The following is a 13,883-nucleotide window of genomic DNA, read 5'->3' as shown; positions in this document are numbered from 1 at the left end:
GTTCGAAATCACGCTGCTTCTTTGGCGGCATATGCGCCAAAAACCCGCGCCAACTGGCCGGCCGGAGCTGCGGCAATCTGCGCAACCTTGGTGGCCGGAGCCTGCACCAGACCGATGATCTTGGCGCGGAGCTCGTCGAGCGAGGGAAGCGAAGCCAGCGCCTTCACGCCATTCACGTCGAGGACCACGTCGCCCATGCCGCCGCCAACGATTTCAAGCTTGTCGTTGGTCTTGGCAAATTCCACGGCGATCTTCGCAGCCGAGACCGGATCGGTCGAGGTTGCAAGGGCCGTGGGACCGGTCAGCAGTTCGCCGATACCGGTGTAGGACGTGCCATCGAGCGCGATTTTGGCAAGACGGTTCTTCGTGACGCGAAAGTCGGCTCCTGCGTCGCGCATCTGCTGGCGCAGCACCGTCGACTGAGCGACGGTCATGCCGAGGTTGCGGACGACCACAACCGAGGCAGCTGATGCCAGCGTAGCGTTCAGCGAGGATACGGCTTCGGCCTTTTCCGTACGATCCATGCCTATACTCCACTCATCTGCCCGGATGCGCTGACGCCGAAACGCACGCGCCGCCGGGCGGCTAACACACGCAAACACAGACGCGAGCCAAGGCTCACCTGTCTTTGCGCAACGATGTCCGATGGGGTCGGTCAAGACGCGTCGCCTGATCGAACAGGCGGGCGACCGAAAAAGACTGTTCCCCGTCTCGGCTGGAAATTAAGAAGGGCAAATCCCCTTCACCAACTGTCTCGGACGGAATTGCCACGGCCGAGGCCGGGACAACACGGGGGCGCTAATAGCGTCGGTGGCCGCAGAGTCAAGGCCAATGGCCGGCCCCCTATAGTAGCTCAGGGCTTTTCCGATCCCGCCACGATCGACTAAAGCCCTGCCCATGATACGCATCCGCCCTTCCACTCCCGCCGACGGAGAACGCGCCGTCGAGATATGGCGCGCCGCCGTCGACGCGACGCACGACTTCCTGTCACCCGAAGACCGCGCCGCGATCGAAGCCGAAGTCCGGGGCTTCCTGCCCTCTACCCCGCTCTGGTTCGCAGTCGACGGCGCCGACCGGCCGGTCGGCTTCATGCTGCTCGACGGAACGAGCATGGAGGCGCTGTTCATCGATCCGGCGCATCGCGGCGCCGGGGTGGGCCGGGCGCTCGTCGCGCACGCGCTGGAACGCCACCCCGTGTTGACCACCGACGTGAATGAACAAAATGGCCAGGCCGTCGGCTTTTACGAGCGCCTCGGTTTTGTGCCGACCGGACGGTCGGAACGCGATGGCCAGGGGCGGGCTTATCCGCTGATTCACATGCGCTTCGCTTCCCCGACCTGATCGCCCCAGCCTTCACGGCGAAATTTTTCCCGGCGCCTCTTGCGTATCGCATCTTAAGATATATCTTAGACGCATCTAGAATCACTCTAAGGAACGAAAAATGATATTCTACGCAAAAATGGATGGCCGCGGCTGCGGCGGACGACATGCGATGCATCGCGGCGGACGCGGCTTTGGCCACGGGTTCGGGCATGGCTTCGGCGGCGGTGGCCGTCGGGGCGGCGGCCGGGGCGAGCGCGGCGAACGCCGGCGCATGTTCGATGGCGGCGAACTGCGGCTCGTGCTGCTCAAGCTGATCGCCGATGAACCGCGCCACGGTTACGACCTGATCCGCCACATCGAGGAACTCACCAGCGGCAGCTATGCACCGAGCCCCGGCGTCATTTATCCGACGCTGACGATGCTCGACGACATGGGCTTGATCGAAGCGCAGCAGAGCGACGGCGCGAAAAAGCTGTTCGCGATCACCGACGCCGGCCGCGCCGAACTCGAAACCAACGCAGAAATCGTCGAAGCCGCGATCGCGCGCCTGACCGCGGTCGGCGAGGAAACGCAGCGCACGGACTCGGCCTCGGTCCGCCGCGCGATGGGCAATCTTCGCCAGGTGCTGATGAACCGGCTCGGCGACCGCGACCTCGATAACGCCGCGTTGCACGACATCGTCGCGCTGATCGACGAGGCGGCGCAAAAGATCGAGCGACTGTGATGGCGCCTGTGTCATTTGGCACGATCGCCGGCGTGCCGACCGCCCACGCGAGCAAATATCTGCAGCAGCTGTGCAAGCACTGGCAGCATAATCTCGCGGTCGAATTCACCCCCGACCATGGCACCGTGACCTTCCCCAAGGACGCACGCGGTGCGGCTTGGACCGGCGACGCGTTGGTGACCTTCGACGCGGGCGCCGACGCATTGTCGGTCCGCATCGACGCCAGCAGCGGCGAGCATCTCGAAGCGATGAAGGGCGTCGTCGCCCGCCACCTCGATCGCTTCGCCTTTCGCGAGGCGCCGCTGGCGTTCGACTGGCAGGCGGCATGACTCAAGAAATATCGTTTTTCGATAATATCGATTGACGATAATAATTTGTGGCAATATATCGTTCTTCGATAATTCAACTATCGGAGAACGATATGCCTACGCCCAATCCCGCCTTACTCGGCGCCACGCGTGGACTGCTGTGGCTGATCCTCGGGCTGATCGCCGCCTCGGCCGTGCTTGTAATCGGCGTCGCCATCGCGCTGATCGTCGCATGGCCGACGGTCATGGCCGAATTCCGGAACGCCCCCGAGTTCACCGACGTTACGACGCTTCGTTTTCCGGTCAGCGTAATGATGGCGCTGCTTTTCGCGATCCTCGCCGCCGCCGCCTACATGATCCGCCAGCTCCAGGCGCTGGTGGCGAGCGCGGCGAGCGATCCTTTCGTCATCGCCAATGCCGGGCGACTGCGCCGGATCGGCTGGGCGCTCGTCGCCGTCCAACTGCTGGCGATCCCGCTGCACTGGACTGCGAGCAGCATCGCGAAGGCCGGCAGCGATTTCGGCGACATGGGCGGGGTCTCGCTCGGCAGCCTGCTCGCGATCCTCCTCGCCTTCGTGCTCGCCGCGGTGTTCGAACAGGCGGCCGCGATGCGCGCCGACCTTGAAGGGACCGTGTGATGGCGATCGTCGTGAAACTGGATGACCTCCTCCACGCCAAGCGGATGACGCTGACCGACCTGTCCGACCGCATCGGCATCACGCTCGCCAATCTATCGATCCTGAAAACCGGCAAGGCCAAGGCGATGCGCTTCTCGACGCTCGAGGCGATCTGCACCGAGCTCGATTGCCAGCCCGGCGACTTGCTGGCGTTCGAAGCCGACAGCTGAACAGAGCGCGGCGAACCTTGCCCCGTTCCGCCTCCCCGGTCGGAACGGGGCATTTTCCATGCGGAACGCAAAGTGCGATGACACGTTGAAACAGATGGCGGTCCTTCGGGCCGCCTTCGTCATGAAAGGAAAATTCGTGTCCGATGCCCAGGGGCTGCTTTGCCCGACCTGCCGCGTGAGCCTGACCATGTCGGAACGGCAGGGAATCGAAATCGACTATTGCCCGCAATGCCGCGGCGTCTGGCTCGACCGCGGCGAGCTCGACAAGATCATCGAGCGCAGCGAAGCTGCGAACGCGCCCGCCCCGCGCGCGTCCGCTCCTCCCCCGCCGCCGCAGCCCGAATATCGCGAGCGCGGCTATGACGACCGCCATTACGGCAAGCCGTACAAGAAGAATTACAAGAAGAGCTTCCTCAGCGAGCTCTTCGATTAGGGCCAGCCCTGTCAGCCGATGATGGCGTGCCGGCGGGCGTAAAGGAAATACACGGCCAGCCCGCCGACATTCCACACGAGGAACCAGAGCTGCGTCTGCGCCGGCAGGCTGAAGAACAGATAGATGCAGCCGAGCACCGCGATGCCGCCGACCACCCATGGCAGCGGCGCGCGGAAGGTGCGCGGCGCGTCGGGCGCGCGGCGGCGCATGATGAGCATGCACACCGACACCGCGGTGAAGGCGGCCAGCGTACCGGCATTGGCAAGTGCGGCCAGCTCACCCAACGGAATGAAGCCCGCCAGCACCGCGACGACGAGCGCGGTGAAGATGGTGATGCGGACGGGCGTCCCGCGCGACGAGAGCCGGGCAAGGCTGGCGGGCAGCAAGCCGTCGCGCGCCATGGTGAAGAAGATGCGGCTTTGCCCGTAGAAGAAGGCGAGGATGACGGTCGGCAGCGCGATGATTGCCGACACCGCCAGATATTGCGCGGCCAGCGGACTGCCCAGTTCGCGCAGGATCAGCGCGAGGGGCTCGGGGCTGTTGGCGAAGCGGCTGTACGCGATCGCCCCCACCGCCGCGACCGCGACCGCGATATAGATGAGCACGCAGACGAACATCGACCCGACGATCCCGATCTTCAGGTCGCGGTCGGGATTCCGCGTCTCTTCCGCCGCTGTCGCAATCGCGTCGAAGCCATAAAAGGCAAAGAAGATGATTGCCGCGGCCGCCATCACGCCGCGCTCGACCCCATCGGGACCCATATGCTTGGAAAAGCCATAGGGGCTGAACGGTTCGAGGTTCGCCGCATTGAACGCCGGAAGCGCCACCGCCACAAAGATCACGAGCGCCAGCACTTTCACCAGCACGAGGATCGCGTTGAGCGTCGCACTTTCGCGCGTGCCGACGAGCAGCAGCCCCGCGACGACGGCGATGATCGCAATCGCGGGCAAGTTGACGATGCCGCCCAGTTCAGGCCCCTGCATCAGCGCCATAGGCACGCCCGCCCACGCTTCGAGCAAGGGTGCGGCATAACCCGACCAGCCGACCGCGACCGCGCTGACGACCAGCGAATATTCGAGGATCAGGCTCCATCCGACCACCCACGCAAGCAGTTCGCCGATCACGACATAGCTGTAGGTATAGGCGCTGCCCGAGGCGGGGATCATCGTCGCCATTTCGGCATAGGCCAGCGCGGCGCAGGCGCAGATCAGGCCCGCAATGCCGAAGGAAAGAATGACCGCAGGCCCCGCCTTGTCGGCGCCGACCCCGATCAGCGTCAGGATGCCCGTCCCGACGATCGCGCCGACGCCGAGCGCAATCAGGTGCGGCCAGCTGAGCGTTCGCGCAAGGCCATGCCCTTCCTGCGTCTCGGGAACGATGGCCTTACGGCGCAGCAGGCTGTCACTCATGCGACTCTCTCCTAAAGGAAAAATTTTTTCCGCTTGTGGAGGCCGATCGCGCGGAAGGCAATATGGCCCGGACTTTCACCCCGGCGATCGGGTGATCATCGCAGCCCTGATTGCCAGCAAGGCCGCGAGCATGACGGCCAGGCCATAAGCCATCGCCGGCGACCACAGGGCGACACACGCGCCGACGATTGCGCCCGCGACGAGGCCCGCCCATAGCCAGAGATGATGCGGCCACCGCGCGTCACCCACTCCGCGCAACGCATTGGCGATTTTCTGTCCCGCCTGGACGATCGTGCCGGTCATATAAGTCACCCCGACGACCGCACCGTCGCGCCCCTCGATTGCGGCATTCGCGGCGCCCATGGCGAGCGCGAGGAAGGCTATGGCGGGCACGACCGCACCGGCCAGCCGGAATCCGGCAGCGACCGCGAGGAGAAGTGCCACGAGGGTCAGCACCACGGGCGCACGCGGACGCCGGCTGTACGCGGCAACCAGCGAACCGGCGACGACCCCGGCAAGGAACATCAGGATGATCGCGCCGGCAACCAGCGCCGCATCCTGCCATTCGGCGGCACCCACCGCGAGCCGCGTCGAATTTCCGGTCATGAAGGACACGAAGAAACCCGACGAGTCGATGAACCCGACCGCATCGACAAAGCCGGCAAGCATTGAAACCGCGACCGCCAGCGCCTGATAGGACCGGTCGAAGCGGATCACCGCTGCTAGACCAGTGCTTCGATCGCCTCGGCCAGCTTCGCGTCGCGCTCGGACAATCCGTCGGCATCGTGCGTCGTCAGCAATATGTCGACGCGGTTATAGACGTTCGACCATTCGGGATGATGGTCCATTTTTTCGGCGATGATCGCGACGCTCGCCATGAAACCGAACGCCTGCGCGAAATCGTCGAATTTGAAGCGGCGGGTGATCGCGTCGCGTGCGGGTTCGTGCGTCCATTCGGGAAAGCGCGCGAGCAGCGCCGTGCGGGCGTCTTCGTCGAGTTTCTGAACCATCTCTTTTCTCCCGCTGGTCAATGTCGTGCGCTCGCCATAAGGAAGGGCGCGATGAGCGACAAGAGCAGCCTGCCCGCCGGATGGACCGGAACCGCCCCCGATGCCGATGCGCTGTTCGCGATGGCCGAGGCGGCGCTGGAAACGATGCCCAACGTGTTCAAGCCGCATATCAGCGGCGTCGTGATCGGTATCGAGGAGTTCGCCGACGACGAAACCCTCGCCTCGCTCGATATCGAGCACCCCTATGATCTGACCGGGCTTTACGAAGGCCGCCCGCTGACCGAGCGCAGCATCGGGGAGAGCGGCGGCATGCCCGACCGCGTCACCCTCTATCGCATCCCGATCCTCGTCGAATGGATCGAGATGGGCGAAAAGCTCGAAGGACTGGTGCGCCATGTGCTGATCCACGAATTCGGCCATCATTTCGGCTTCTCCGACGACGATATGCACGCGCTGGAAGATATGGCGTGACCGAGCTTCTGCGGCTCGACAATGTGGCGTGCATCCGCGGCGACCGCCTGTTGTTCGAGGGTTTGTCGCTGACGCTGAACCGCGGCGACGCCTTGTGGCTGCGCGGTCCAAACGGTGCGGGGAAGTCTAGCCTGATCCGCCTGGCTGCCGGGCTTCTCCGTCCGGCTGCGGGAACGGTCGAGCGCCGCGAACGTCTCGCCTTGATCGATGAAGCCTCGGCACTCGACGCCGAACTGCCGCTGCGCCGCGCGCTCGATTTCTGGGCGCGGGTCGACACTGTCGACGGCCACAGGGTCGACCGCGCGGTGGACGAGATGGCGCTGGCGCCGCTCGCCGAGGTGCCGGTGTCGATGCTCTCGACCGGCCAGCGCAAGCGCGCCGCGATGGTGCGCGTCATCGCCAGCGGCGCGCCGATCTGGCTGCTCGACGAGCCGGCGAACGGCATGGACGATGCGGCGCAAGCACGGCTCGTCGCAGCGATCGCAAGGCACCGCGCTGACGGCGGTGCGGTGCTGCTGGCATCGCATTTCGCGCTCGGGGTGCCCGATCTCGCCGAACTCGACATGGGCGCGCTCGCGTGACCGCGCTCATCGCCCTCTTCTGGCGCGACCTTCGCCGTGCATGGGGCAGCGGAGCGTTGTGGCTGCCGGTGCTGTTCTTCCTCCTCGTCGCCACCGCTTTTCCTTTCGCGGTCGGCCCCGACGCGCCGCTGCTGCGCCGCGCGGGCGGCGGGATGGTGTGGGTCGCGGCGCTGCTCGCGGCGCTGCTCCCGATCGACCGGCTGGTACGTCCCGACAAGGATGCGGGCGTGCTCGACCAGCTTGCGGTGCGCGGCTTTGCCGACGAGGTGATCGCCGCGGTGAAGATCGCAGCGCACGCGATCGGTTTTGGCCTGCCGCTGATGATCGCGCTCTTCCCGGCATCGGCGCTACTCGCACAGGACGCCGGGCGCGTCGAACTGCTCGCGACCGGGATCGCCATCGCCATCCCGGCCCTTGCCTCGCTGGCGGTCTTGAGCGCGGCGCTGACCGCGAACCACAAGGGCGGCAGCGCGATCGGCGGGCTGCTCATCCTGCCGCTCGCGGTGCCGATGCTGATCTTCGGCGCCGGGATGCTCGACCCGTCGGGGCGCGGCGCGATGAAACTGCTCGCCGCGACGAGCCTGCTTCTCACCATGATCGGGCCGTTCGCCGCGGGTTCGGCGCTGCGAGGGCTGCGCGAATGACCCGCCAATCGCTCGCGCATATCGCGCTCGTCGTGCGCGATTATGACGAGGCGATCGACTTCTATGTCGGCACGCTCGGCTTCACCCTCGTCGCCGACGACTATCAGCCCGCGCAGGACAAGCGCTGGGTTCTCGTCGCCCCGCCGGGCAATCCGCCGGGCGGTGCAACGATCCTGCTGGCGCGGGCTTCCAATGAAGAGCAGGCTAGGTTTATCGGCGATCAGGCGGGCGGCCGCGTCTTCCTGTTCCTGCAGACCGACGATTTCGCCCGCGACTATCAGCGCCTGCTCGACAAGGGCGTGCGGATCGAGCGCGAACCGCTGGAGGCCGATTATGGCACGGTAGCGGTGTTCCTCGATCTTTATGGCAACAAATGGGACCTGATCGAGTTTCGTCGACCAGAATGATGGTTTTCGACCGATTGCGAACGTCGGATTAGAGCGGCTATCTCGTCGCAGCGAGGAGAAGCCCGGCAATGGAAGAAAGACCCCTACGGCCAAATGAGGTGTGCGCTGTAGAAAGCGCCGATGGCCGCCTGGTCATATCCATTTGCAAACGGCCAGACGGCCTATTCTATTTCCACGCGGACCAGCTTGAATACGTGGAGGAATGTGAAGAGGACCTTTGGCAATACGGCATGCTAGAAACAGGCCTGTTCGGCACACCCGACGAGGCAGAGACGGAAGCCAGAACGCGCTATCGCAGCCTCGGTTAGGGAGAGCTTTTTTGGCGCATTTGCTTGATGAGCTATTGTCCCGCCTAACAACCGCTCACCACGCCCGAACCGCGCATAAGAAAAGGGCCGGAGTTTCCCCCGGCCCTTTCCTAATTCAGTGCGTGCCAATCAGGCGCCGGTCACTTCGGCCGTGTCGACCTTGATGCCGGGGCCCATCGACGACGACAGCGCGATCTTGCGGACATATTTGCCCTTCGCGCCGGCCGGCTTGGCCTTGACGATCGCGTCGACGAAGGCGTCGAAGTTCTGGCGGAGCTTTTCTTCGCCGAACGACAGCTTGCCGAGGCCGGCGTGGATGATGCCGACCTTTTCGACGCGGAATTCGATCTGACCGCCCTTGGCGGCCTTCACGGCTTCGGCGACGTTCGGGGTCACGGTGCCCAGCTTCGGGTTCGGCATCAGGCCCTTCGGACCCAGCGTCTTGCCGAGGCGGCCGACGATGCCCATCATGTCCGGCGTCGCGATGACGCGGCCATAGTCGAGGTTACCCGCGAGCATGTCTTCCATCAGGTCTTCGGCACCGACCTTGTCGGCGCCGGCGGCCAGCGCCTTCTCGGCGTTGTCGCCGCGTGCGAACACGGCAACCTTGACGTCCTTGCCGGTACCGGCGGGCAGCGTCACGACGCCGCGGACCATCTGGTCGGCGTGGCGCGGATCGACACCCAGATTCATCGCGATTTCGAGCGTTTCGTCGAACTTGGCCGAGGCCAGCTCGCGAACGGTCTTGATCGCTTCGTCGACGGCGTGAAGCTTCAGCGCGTCAACCTTGCCCACGAGGGCCTTCTGCTTCTTGGTCAGCTTTGCCATCGGTTCAGCCCTCCGTCACTTCGAGGCCCATCGAGCGGGCGCTGCCTTCGATGATCTTCGTCGCCTGTTCGATGTCGTTGGCGTTGAGATCCTTCATCTTGATCTCGGCGATTTCGGCGAGCTTCGAGCGCGCGATCTTGCCACCGCTGATCTTGCCCGGCTCCTTCGAACCCGACTTCAGGTTCGCGGCCTTCTTGATCAGATAGGTTGCCGGCGGGGTCTTCGTGACGAACGAAAAGCTCTTGTCGGCATAGACGGTGATGATGGTCGGGGTCGGCGTGCCCTTGTCCAGGGAATCGGTCGCGGCGTTGAACGCCTTGCAGAATTCCATGATGTTGACGCCGCGCTGACCGAGTGCCGGCCCAAGCGGCGGCGACGGGTTGGCGGTGCCGGCGGGCACCTGCAGCTTGATGTAGCCGCTAATCTTCTTAGCCATGATGGCCTCCTGTCTTTCTGTCGCCCCGGACGGATCCGGGACTCAAAATTAGCGGTCGAACAGAAGGGCATCACCCCTTCCTCCCGCGCGGAATCACGCCCGTATCTGACGCGAAGCGGCGCGCATAAGCGCAAACGCCGCAGAAAACAAGCCTTATGCGTCGGGCGCGGGCGGCGTGATGCGCAGCAGGCCTTCCTGCATTGCCGATGCGATCAGCGTGCCGTCGCGGCGATAGATCAGCCCGCGATTGATCCCGCGGCTGCCGCCCGTCCAGTCGCTGTCCATGACATAGACGAACCAGTCGTCGACGCGGATGTCGCCATGGAACCACATCGCATGATCGAGGCTGGTCGAGAAAAGCCCGGGGGTCGACCAGGTCAGGCCATGCGGCAGCAGCGACGACGACAACAGTCCCATGTCCGACACATAGGCAAGGAAGGCGCGGTGGAGCAGCGGATCGTCGCCGATCGGCGCCGCGAGCCGGTACCATTGATAATGCGTCGTCCCGCGCTCGGTCGAGGACGGACGGAAATTGCGCGTCTCGAACGGCCGCAGCCGCGCCATGCGTTCGAGCTGCGCGTCGCTGACATTGGGATCGGCGGCCAGATTTTCGACGAGTTCGGCGCACTCCTCGGGCGGCAGCACGTCGGGCATCGGCGCCTGATGCGTCGCGCCGGGTTCGGGCGCGTGGAACGAGGCGGTCAGGTTGAAGATGACCTTGCCGTCCTGCCGCACGACGACGCGGCGGTTGGCGAAGCTGCGCCCGTCGAAGTCGCGATGAACGCGGAAATGGAGCGGCTTCGCCTCGTCTCCGCCGCGCAGGAAATAAGCGTGGAGCGAGTGCGCCGGCTTGCCCGGATCGACGGTGCGCGCCGCGGCGGCGAGCGCCTGCGCGATCACCTGCCCGCCGAAGATGCGCTGGCGGGTCGGCTTGTCGAACGCGGGAAAGGTGAATTCGTCCTCAAGCCCCGGGACGGGATCGAGTTCGAACAGGCGCGTCACCGCCGCGACGACCTTCTCGGGCGAAAAAGCCGCCTGAATCTCGCGCGCGCGATCGATGCGAGCCTGGATCTCGTCGGGAGAAAGGCTCATGCGCATGTTCCGTTCGATGGACTCCGCACGCCTTCACAGGCGCGCGGCGATGTTATTTGAAGCGTTCGACCTGTTCGAAGTCGAGCTCGACGGGGGTGGCGCGACCAAAGATCGACACCGACACCTTGACGCGCGCCTTTTCGAAATCGAGTTCCTCGACCAGCCCGTTGAAGCTGGCGAAGGGACCGTCGAGCACCTTGACCTGATCGCCGATTTCGTAATCGACGCGGATTTCCTGCTTCGGACGGGCCGCGGCCTCTTCCTTGCTGTTCAGGATGCGCGCGGCTTCGGCTTCGCTGATCGCCTGCGGTTTGCCCATCGATCCGAGGAAGCCGGTGACCTTCGGCGTGTTCTTGACGAGGTGATAGACATCGTCGGTCATCGTGAGCTTGGCGAGCACATAGCCCGGGAAGAACTTGCGTTCGGCCTGGACCTTCTTGCCGCGCTTCACCTCGGTGACGGTTTCGACCGGAACCTCGACCGCTTCGACGAAGTCGGTCAGGCCCATGCGTTCGGCTTCGGAAAGCACCGAATCGCGAACCTTGTTCTCGAAACCCGAATAGGCGTGAATGATGTACCAGCGCGCCATGTGTATCCGTATCCTGTCCCTGTAACCGCGGCGATTAGCGCGCGAGCGACGTCAGCCAGCTGACGATCGCGTTGAAAACCGTGTCGACGCCGAAAAAGAACAGCGACAGGATCGTCGTCATGATGAGCACCATGATCGTCGTCTGCACCGTCTCGCGGCCCGTGGGCCAAACGATCTTGCGGGCTTCGGCGCGTACCTGATTGATGAACTCAGCCGGGCTGGTCTTCGCCATGTCGATCGTCCTGTCCTAATAACGTCCTTGATCCGGGCCAGATGGGTTGCCGCTGCCCAGGCGTCAAGCGCGCTTTGGGCAATAGTCCGCCCACCCTCCCCGAGCGTGTCGGCGAAAGGCGGGAGAAAAACGGCGCATCTGTCCGAATGAAAGCGGCCTTTACTTCTGCGGCGCAGCGATTGCAAGTCAAAGGCGGGCGGGCGAACGCGCCAGCGCGCGCTGCATCAAAAGCAGCAGGCCGACCATGACGATCCAGCTTACCGTCGGCTGGAGCGCGAAGATGAGGTGAAGCTCGCGCGCCGCCGCCGCGCCGTCCTGCGGATCGAAGCCGACCAGGTCGAGCGCCGCGTAGCTTACCGCGATCGCGGCAGCGACGCCGAACTTCTGCATCAGGTTGAGCAGCGCGAACAGGAAGGCCGCGCGCCCCCGCCCGCAGCGCGCGGCGTCGTGCGGGATCAGATCGGCGAGCATCGAGTAGGTGAAAAGCAGCCCGACAAAACCCGTCCCGAGCAGCAGCGAAAAGCCTACCGCCTGCCCGATGCCTTCGGGTTCCTGAAACAGGGTCGTGACAAGCAGGCTCGAGATGAGCAGCCCCATCGCCATCATCATCGGCGGTTTGCCGAACCGCCGCGCGAGGAAGGTCCAGACCGGCGACGCGAGCGCGCCGCCAATGAAGCTCGCAAAGAGGAGCACCGCGCTCTGCCCGTCGAGGTCGAGCACCGCGGCGGCGAAGAAGACGAAGAGCGAGGTCAGCGACCCGAAGGCGAAACTGTTGAGGAATTGCACGCCGAGCAGCAGCATCAGCGGCGGGAAGGACAGCGAGGCACGAATTTCGGCCCGCCAGCCGATCCCCGGCTCCGCGACCACGGCGCGCGGCGGGACGAGCCGGATCGCGAACAGCGCGATCGGCACCATGAGCAGGAAGAGGCTCGCATAAGCCATGATCCGCCCTTGCAGGCTGAGCCCGGGGATCAGGAGCTGCGCCGCCGCCGGAGCCGCAAAGGCGAGGATCAGCGCGATCTTCGCGAACCAGTCGCGCATCCCGTAAAGAAGCGCGCTGTCGGCCGGCGAGCGCACGAGCGCGGCGCCCCACGACAGCTGCGCGACCTCGTACAGGCTGTAGCTCGAATAGAAGAGCACCATCATCAGGAACAGCGCCGCGAAGGGCAGTTGGTCGCCGACCGTCACCAGCGCGAGCAACAGCAGGAACAGCGGCACGACCGCAAGCAGCATCCAGTGCCGATGCGCGCCGAGCCCGGTGCGCACGCGGTCGACCATCGTGCCGATCAGCGGGTCGACGACGCCGTCCCAGATTGTCGTGAGCGAGAAGAGCAGCCCGACCAGCGCCACCGAAATCACCCCGCCCTCGGCAATATAGGGCGGCAGATAGACGCTGAACGGCAGTCCCAGCATCACGGTGGGTCCCGCGGTCGCGGCATAAGCGGCCACCGTGCGCGGGCGCAACGCTGGCTTCTCATCCGCTTGGACAACCGAAGGCAGGGCGTTACTGGCCAAGGCGTGAGGCTCCCGAAGCAGGAGCCTGCACGCTTTCAGCTATTTACAGCCATGTCAACAGCCGCACATGCGGCGCGGCTATCTATCGAATCTTGAAATGCGAAAAGAAGGGCTGAAGCCGCCAGTCGATCTGCTCGCTGTCGAGCCATTCGACCTCGATCCCCATCAGCGTGTTCAACATGGAATCGCCGACGACGATATCGAAAAACAGACGCGCCGCGGCATCCGGCCGGTCAATCTCCGCCCGGCCCGTTGCCGCCCACTCCGCAAACAGTTCGATCAGTTCCTCCAGCGCGGGCACATGAAGGTCGAGATAAATCTGCATGGCGAACTCATGGTCGCGCAAACTCTCGGATATCAGCATCCGCATCAGGCCGACGGCGTGTGGCGATTCCATCAGCTCTTTCTGCCGATGCGCATAACGCTTCAGGATTTCGACGTTGGACAATCCCCGGGTCGCATCGTCGTCGAGCGACCGCAGCATGGCTTCGTCGCACCAGCGCGTCGCGATCGCGCGCAGCAGCCCCTGCTTGTTGCCGAACAGCTCGTAAAGCGTCGCCAGCGACCCCCCCGAGCGCTTCACGATTTCGGCGAGGCTCGTGCGCTCATAACCCTGTTCGAGGAACAGCGCCTCGGCCGCATCGAGGATCGCACCCTGCCTTCGTTCGCGTGGCGATAGTCTATCCATTTGACATAAAGCCAATTCCGACATGCCCAAAATTTCTC

At 64.5% G+C, this 13,883-nt stretch carries 21 protein-coding genes; 10 read left to right on the top strand and 11 right to left on the bottom strand.

What is annotated here, in order from left to right; all coding sequences use genetic code 11:
* Positions 1-8 precede the first annotated feature (8 nt).
* Entirely contained in the window at positions 9-524 is a 516-nt protein-coding gene (gene rplJ, locus ACIPPQ_RS15190; RefSeq protein WP_056373887.1) for a 50S ribosomal protein L10, read from the bottom strand.
* A 373-nt stretch (positions 525-897) separates the two neighbouring features.
* Between rplJ and ACIPPQ_RS15185 the strand changes: the two genes are divergently transcribed.
* The 6 genes from ACIPPQ_RS15185 to ACIPPQ_RS15160 all read left to right on the top strand — a co-directional run bounded on the left by ACIPPQ_RS15185 (position 898) and on the right by ACIPPQ_RS15160 (position 3,635).
* Entirely contained in the window at positions 898-1,341 is a 444-nt protein-coding gene (locus ACIPPQ_RS15185) for an acetyltransferase (RefSeq protein ID WP_446544905.1), read from the top strand.
* A gap of 100 nt (positions 1,342-1,441) precedes the next feature.
* Complete coding sequence (locus ACIPPQ_RS15180; RefSeq protein ID WP_446544904.1) at positions 1,442-2,047, top strand: PadR family transcriptional regulator; 606 nt, start codon at positions 1,442-1,444, stop codon at positions 2,045-2,047.
* Positions 2,047-2,376 (top strand): DUF2218 domain-containing protein, encoded by a 330-nt coding sequence (locus ACIPPQ_RS15175; protein ID WP_446544903.1) that lies wholly within the window; start codon positions 2,047-2,049, stop codon positions 2,374-2,376. Before ACIPPQ_RS15180 ends, ACIPPQ_RS15175 begins: the two co-directional genes overlap by 1 nt.
* Before the next feature lie 92 nt (positions 2,377-2,468).
* Positions 2,469-2,993 carry a DUF2975 domain-containing protein gene (locus ACIPPQ_RS15170; protein ID WP_446544902.1) on the top strand — a complete coding sequence of 175 codons (525 nt, stop codon included), beginning with the start codon at positions 2,469-2,471 and terminating at the stop codon, positions 2,991-2,993.
* Entirely contained in the window at positions 2,993-3,202 is a 210-nt protein-coding gene (locus tag ACIPPQ_RS15165) for a helix-turn-helix domain-containing protein (protein ID WP_058539484.1), read from the top strand. Before ACIPPQ_RS15170 ends, ACIPPQ_RS15165 begins: the two co-directional genes overlap by 1 nt.
* Positions 3,203-3,389: 187 nt before the next feature.
* Positions 3,390-3,635: a TFIIB-type zinc ribbon-containing protein gene (locus tag ACIPPQ_RS15160; RefSeq protein ID WP_446545032.1), complete on the top strand. Its 246-nt coding sequence runs from the start codon at positions 3,390-3,392 to the stop codon at positions 3,633-3,635.
* Positions 3,636-3,646: 11 nt separating this feature from the next.
* On the opposite strand, the gene ACIPPQ_RS15155 is transcribed toward ACIPPQ_RS15160, so the two are convergent.
* The 3 genes from ACIPPQ_RS15155 to ACIPPQ_RS15145 all read right to left on the bottom strand — a co-directional run bounded on the left by ACIPPQ_RS15155 (position 3,647) and on the right by ACIPPQ_RS15145 (position 6,054).
* Positions 3,647-5,044, bottom strand: a complete 1,398-nt coding sequence (locus tag ACIPPQ_RS15155) for an amino acid permease (protein ID WP_446544901.1) — start codon at positions 5,042-5,044, stop codon at positions 3,647-3,649.
* A 75-nt stretch (positions 5,045-5,119) separates the two neighbouring features.
* Positions 5,120-5,761: a YoaK family protein gene (locus ACIPPQ_RS15150; protein ID WP_446544900.1), complete on the bottom strand. Its 642-nt coding sequence runs from the start codon at positions 5,759-5,761 to the stop codon at positions 5,120-5,122.
* 5 nt (positions 5,762-5,766) lie between these two features.
* On the bottom strand, positions 5,767-6,054 hold the full coding sequence (locus ACIPPQ_RS15145) for a 4a-hydroxytetrahydrobiopterin dehydratase (protein WP_446544899.1): 288 nt from the start codon (positions 6,052-6,054) through the stop codon (positions 5,767-5,769).
* 51 nt (positions 6,055-6,105) lie between these two features.
* Between ACIPPQ_RS15145 and ACIPPQ_RS15140 the strand changes: the two genes are divergently transcribed.
* From ACIPPQ_RS15140 to ACIPPQ_RS15125, 4 genes are read left to right on the top strand one after another with little or no spacing between them, the layout of a single operon-like run.
* Positions 6,106-6,525, top strand: coding sequence for a metallopeptidase family protein (locus ACIPPQ_RS15140; protein ID WP_446544898.1), 420 nt, complete (start codon positions 6,106-6,108; stop codon positions 6,523-6,525).
* Complete coding sequence (gene ccmA / locus ACIPPQ_RS15135) at positions 6,522-7,106, top strand: heme ABC exporter ATP-binding protein CcmA (protein WP_446544897.1); 585 nt, start codon at positions 6,522-6,524, stop codon at positions 7,104-7,106. Before ACIPPQ_RS15140 ends, ccmA begins: the two co-directional genes overlap by 4 nt.
* A complete protein-coding gene (locus ACIPPQ_RS15130) occupies positions 7,103-7,750 on the top strand; it encodes a heme exporter protein CcmB (RefSeq protein ID WP_446544896.1) in 648 nt (215 codons plus the stop codon). Before ccmA ends, ACIPPQ_RS15130 begins: the two co-directional genes overlap by 4 nt.
* Positions 7,747-8,157, top strand: a complete 411-nt coding sequence (locus ACIPPQ_RS15125) for a VOC family protein (RefSeq protein ID WP_446544895.1) — start codon at positions 7,747-7,749, stop codon at positions 8,155-8,157. Before ACIPPQ_RS15130 ends, ACIPPQ_RS15125 begins: the two co-directional genes overlap by 4 nt.
* 437 nt (positions 8,158-8,594) lie before the next feature.
* On the opposite strand, the gene rplA is transcribed toward ACIPPQ_RS15125, so the two are convergent.
* The 7 genes from rplA to ACIPPQ_RS15090 form a co-directional block, all read right to left on the bottom strand.
* Positions 8,595-9,293, bottom strand: coding sequence for a 50S ribosomal protein L1 (rplA, locus tag ACIPPQ_RS15120; protein ID WP_446544894.1), 699 nt, complete (start codon positions 9,291-9,293; stop codon positions 8,595-8,597).
* A gap of 4 nt (positions 9,294-9,297) precedes the next feature.
* Complete coding sequence (gene rplK, locus ACIPPQ_RS15115) at positions 9,298-9,729, bottom strand: 50S ribosomal protein L11 (protein WP_293644906.1); 432 nt, start codon at positions 9,727-9,729, stop codon at positions 9,298-9,300.
* A gap of 153 nt (positions 9,730-9,882) precedes the next feature.
* Positions 9,883-10,821: an acyl-CoA thioesterase gene (locus ACIPPQ_RS15110; RefSeq protein ID WP_446544893.1), complete on the bottom strand. Its 939-nt coding sequence runs from the start codon at positions 10,819-10,821 to the stop codon at positions 9,883-9,885.
* A 52-nt stretch (positions 10,822-10,873) separates the two neighbouring features.
* On the bottom strand, positions 10,874-11,410 hold the full coding sequence (gene nusG, locus ACIPPQ_RS15105) for a transcription termination/antitermination protein NusG (protein WP_037516051.1): 537 nt from the start codon (positions 11,408-11,410) through the stop codon (positions 10,874-10,876).
* Between the two features lie 34 nt (positions 11,411-11,444).
* Complete coding sequence (secE, locus tag ACIPPQ_RS15100) at positions 11,445-11,642, bottom strand: preprotein translocase subunit SecE (protein ID WP_137752919.1); 198 nt, start codon at positions 11,640-11,642, stop codon at positions 11,445-11,447.
* A gap of 186 nt (positions 11,643-11,828) precedes the next feature.
* On the bottom strand, positions 11,829-13,106 hold the full coding sequence (locus ACIPPQ_RS15095) for an MFS transporter (protein WP_446544892.1): 1,278 nt from the start codon (positions 13,104-13,106) through the stop codon (positions 11,829-11,831).
* A 133-nt stretch (positions 13,107-13,239) separates the two neighbouring features.
* Positions 13,240-13,845, bottom strand: a complete 606-nt coding sequence (locus tag ACIPPQ_RS15090; protein ID WP_446544891.1) for a TetR/AcrR family transcriptional regulator — start codon at positions 13,843-13,845, stop codon at positions 13,240-13,242.
* Positions 13,846-13,883: the final 38 nt, after the last annotated feature.

This window comes from Sphingopyxis sp. LARHCG72 (assembly GCF_052871675.1).
Note: the sequence above shows the minus strand (reverse complement) of the source record. Positions and strands in the feature narration are given on the sequence as shown.

What these genes read in the sequence shown, in the direction of transcription:
- ACIPPQ_RS15185 (WP_446544905.1), top strand. Translation starts at nt 898, where the DNA reads ATGATACGCATCCGCCCTTCCACTCCCGCCGACGGAGAACGCGCCGTC.
- rplK (WP_293644906.1), bottom strand. Translation starts at nt 9,729, where the DNA reads ATGGCTAAGAAGATTAGCGGCTACATCAAGCTGCAGGTGCCCGCCGGC.
- ACIPPQ_RS15140 (WP_446544898.1), top strand. Translation starts at nt 6,106, where the DNA reads ATGAGCGACAAGAGCAGCCTGCCCGCCGGATGGACCGGAACCGCCCCC.
- ACIPPQ_RS15155 (WP_446544901.1), bottom strand. Translation starts at nt 5,044, where the DNA reads ATGAGTGACAGCCTGCTGCGCCGTAAGGCCATCGTTCCCGAGACGCAG.
- ACIPPQ_RS15180 (WP_446544904.1), top strand. Translation starts at nt 1,442, where the DNA reads ATGATATTCTACGCAAAAATGGATGGCCGCGGCTGCGGCGGACGACAT.
- ACIPPQ_RS15165 (WP_058539484.1), top strand. Translation starts at nt 2,993, where the DNA reads ATGGCGATCGTCGTGAAACTGGATGACCTCCTCCACGCCAAGCGGATG.
- nusG (WP_037516051.1), bottom strand. Translation starts at nt 11,410, where the DNA reads ATGGCGCGCTGGTACATCATTCACGCCTATTCGGGTTTCGAGAACAAG.
- ACIPPQ_RS15175 (WP_446544903.1), top strand. Translation starts at nt 2,047, where the DNA reads ATGGCGCCTGTGTCATTTGGCACGATCGCCGGCGTGCCGACCGCCCAC.
- rplA (WP_446544894.1), bottom strand. Translation starts at nt 9,293, where the DNA reads ATGGCAAAGCTGACCAAGAAGCAGAAGGCCCTCGTGGGCAAGGTTGAC.
- rplJ (WP_056373887.1), bottom strand. Translation starts at nt 524, where the DNA reads ATGGATCGTACGGAAAAGGCCGAAGCCGTATCCTCGCTGAACGCTACG.
- secE (WP_137752919.1), bottom strand. Translation starts at nt 11,642, where the DNA reads ATGGCGAAGACCAGCCCGGCTGAGTTCATCAATCAGGTACGCGCCGAA.
- ACIPPQ_RS15110 (WP_446544893.1), bottom strand. Translation starts at nt 10,821, where the DNA reads ATGAGCCTTTCTCCCGACGAGATCCAGGCTCGCATCGATCGCGCGCGC.
- ACIPPQ_RS15160 (WP_446545032.1), top strand. Translation starts at nt 3,390, where the DNA reads ATGTCGGAACGGCAGGGAATCGAAATCGACTATTGCCCGCAATGCCGC.
- ACIPPQ_RS15170 (WP_446544902.1), top strand. Translation starts at nt 2,469, where the DNA reads ATGCCTACGCCCAATCCCGCCTTACTCGGCGCCACGCGTGGACTGCTG.
- ACIPPQ_RS15125 (WP_446544895.1), top strand. Translation starts at nt 7,747, where the DNA reads ATGACCCGCCAATCGCTCGCGCATATCGCGCTCGTCGTGCGCGATTAT.
- ACIPPQ_RS15145 (WP_446544899.1), bottom strand. Translation starts at nt 6,054, where the DNA reads ATGGTTCAGAAACTCGACGAAGACGCCCGCACGGCGCTGCTCGCGCGC.
- ACIPPQ_RS15090 (WP_446544891.1), bottom strand. Translation starts at nt 13,845, where the DNA reads ATGGATAGACTATCGCCACGCGAACGAAGGCAGGGTGCGATCCTCGAT.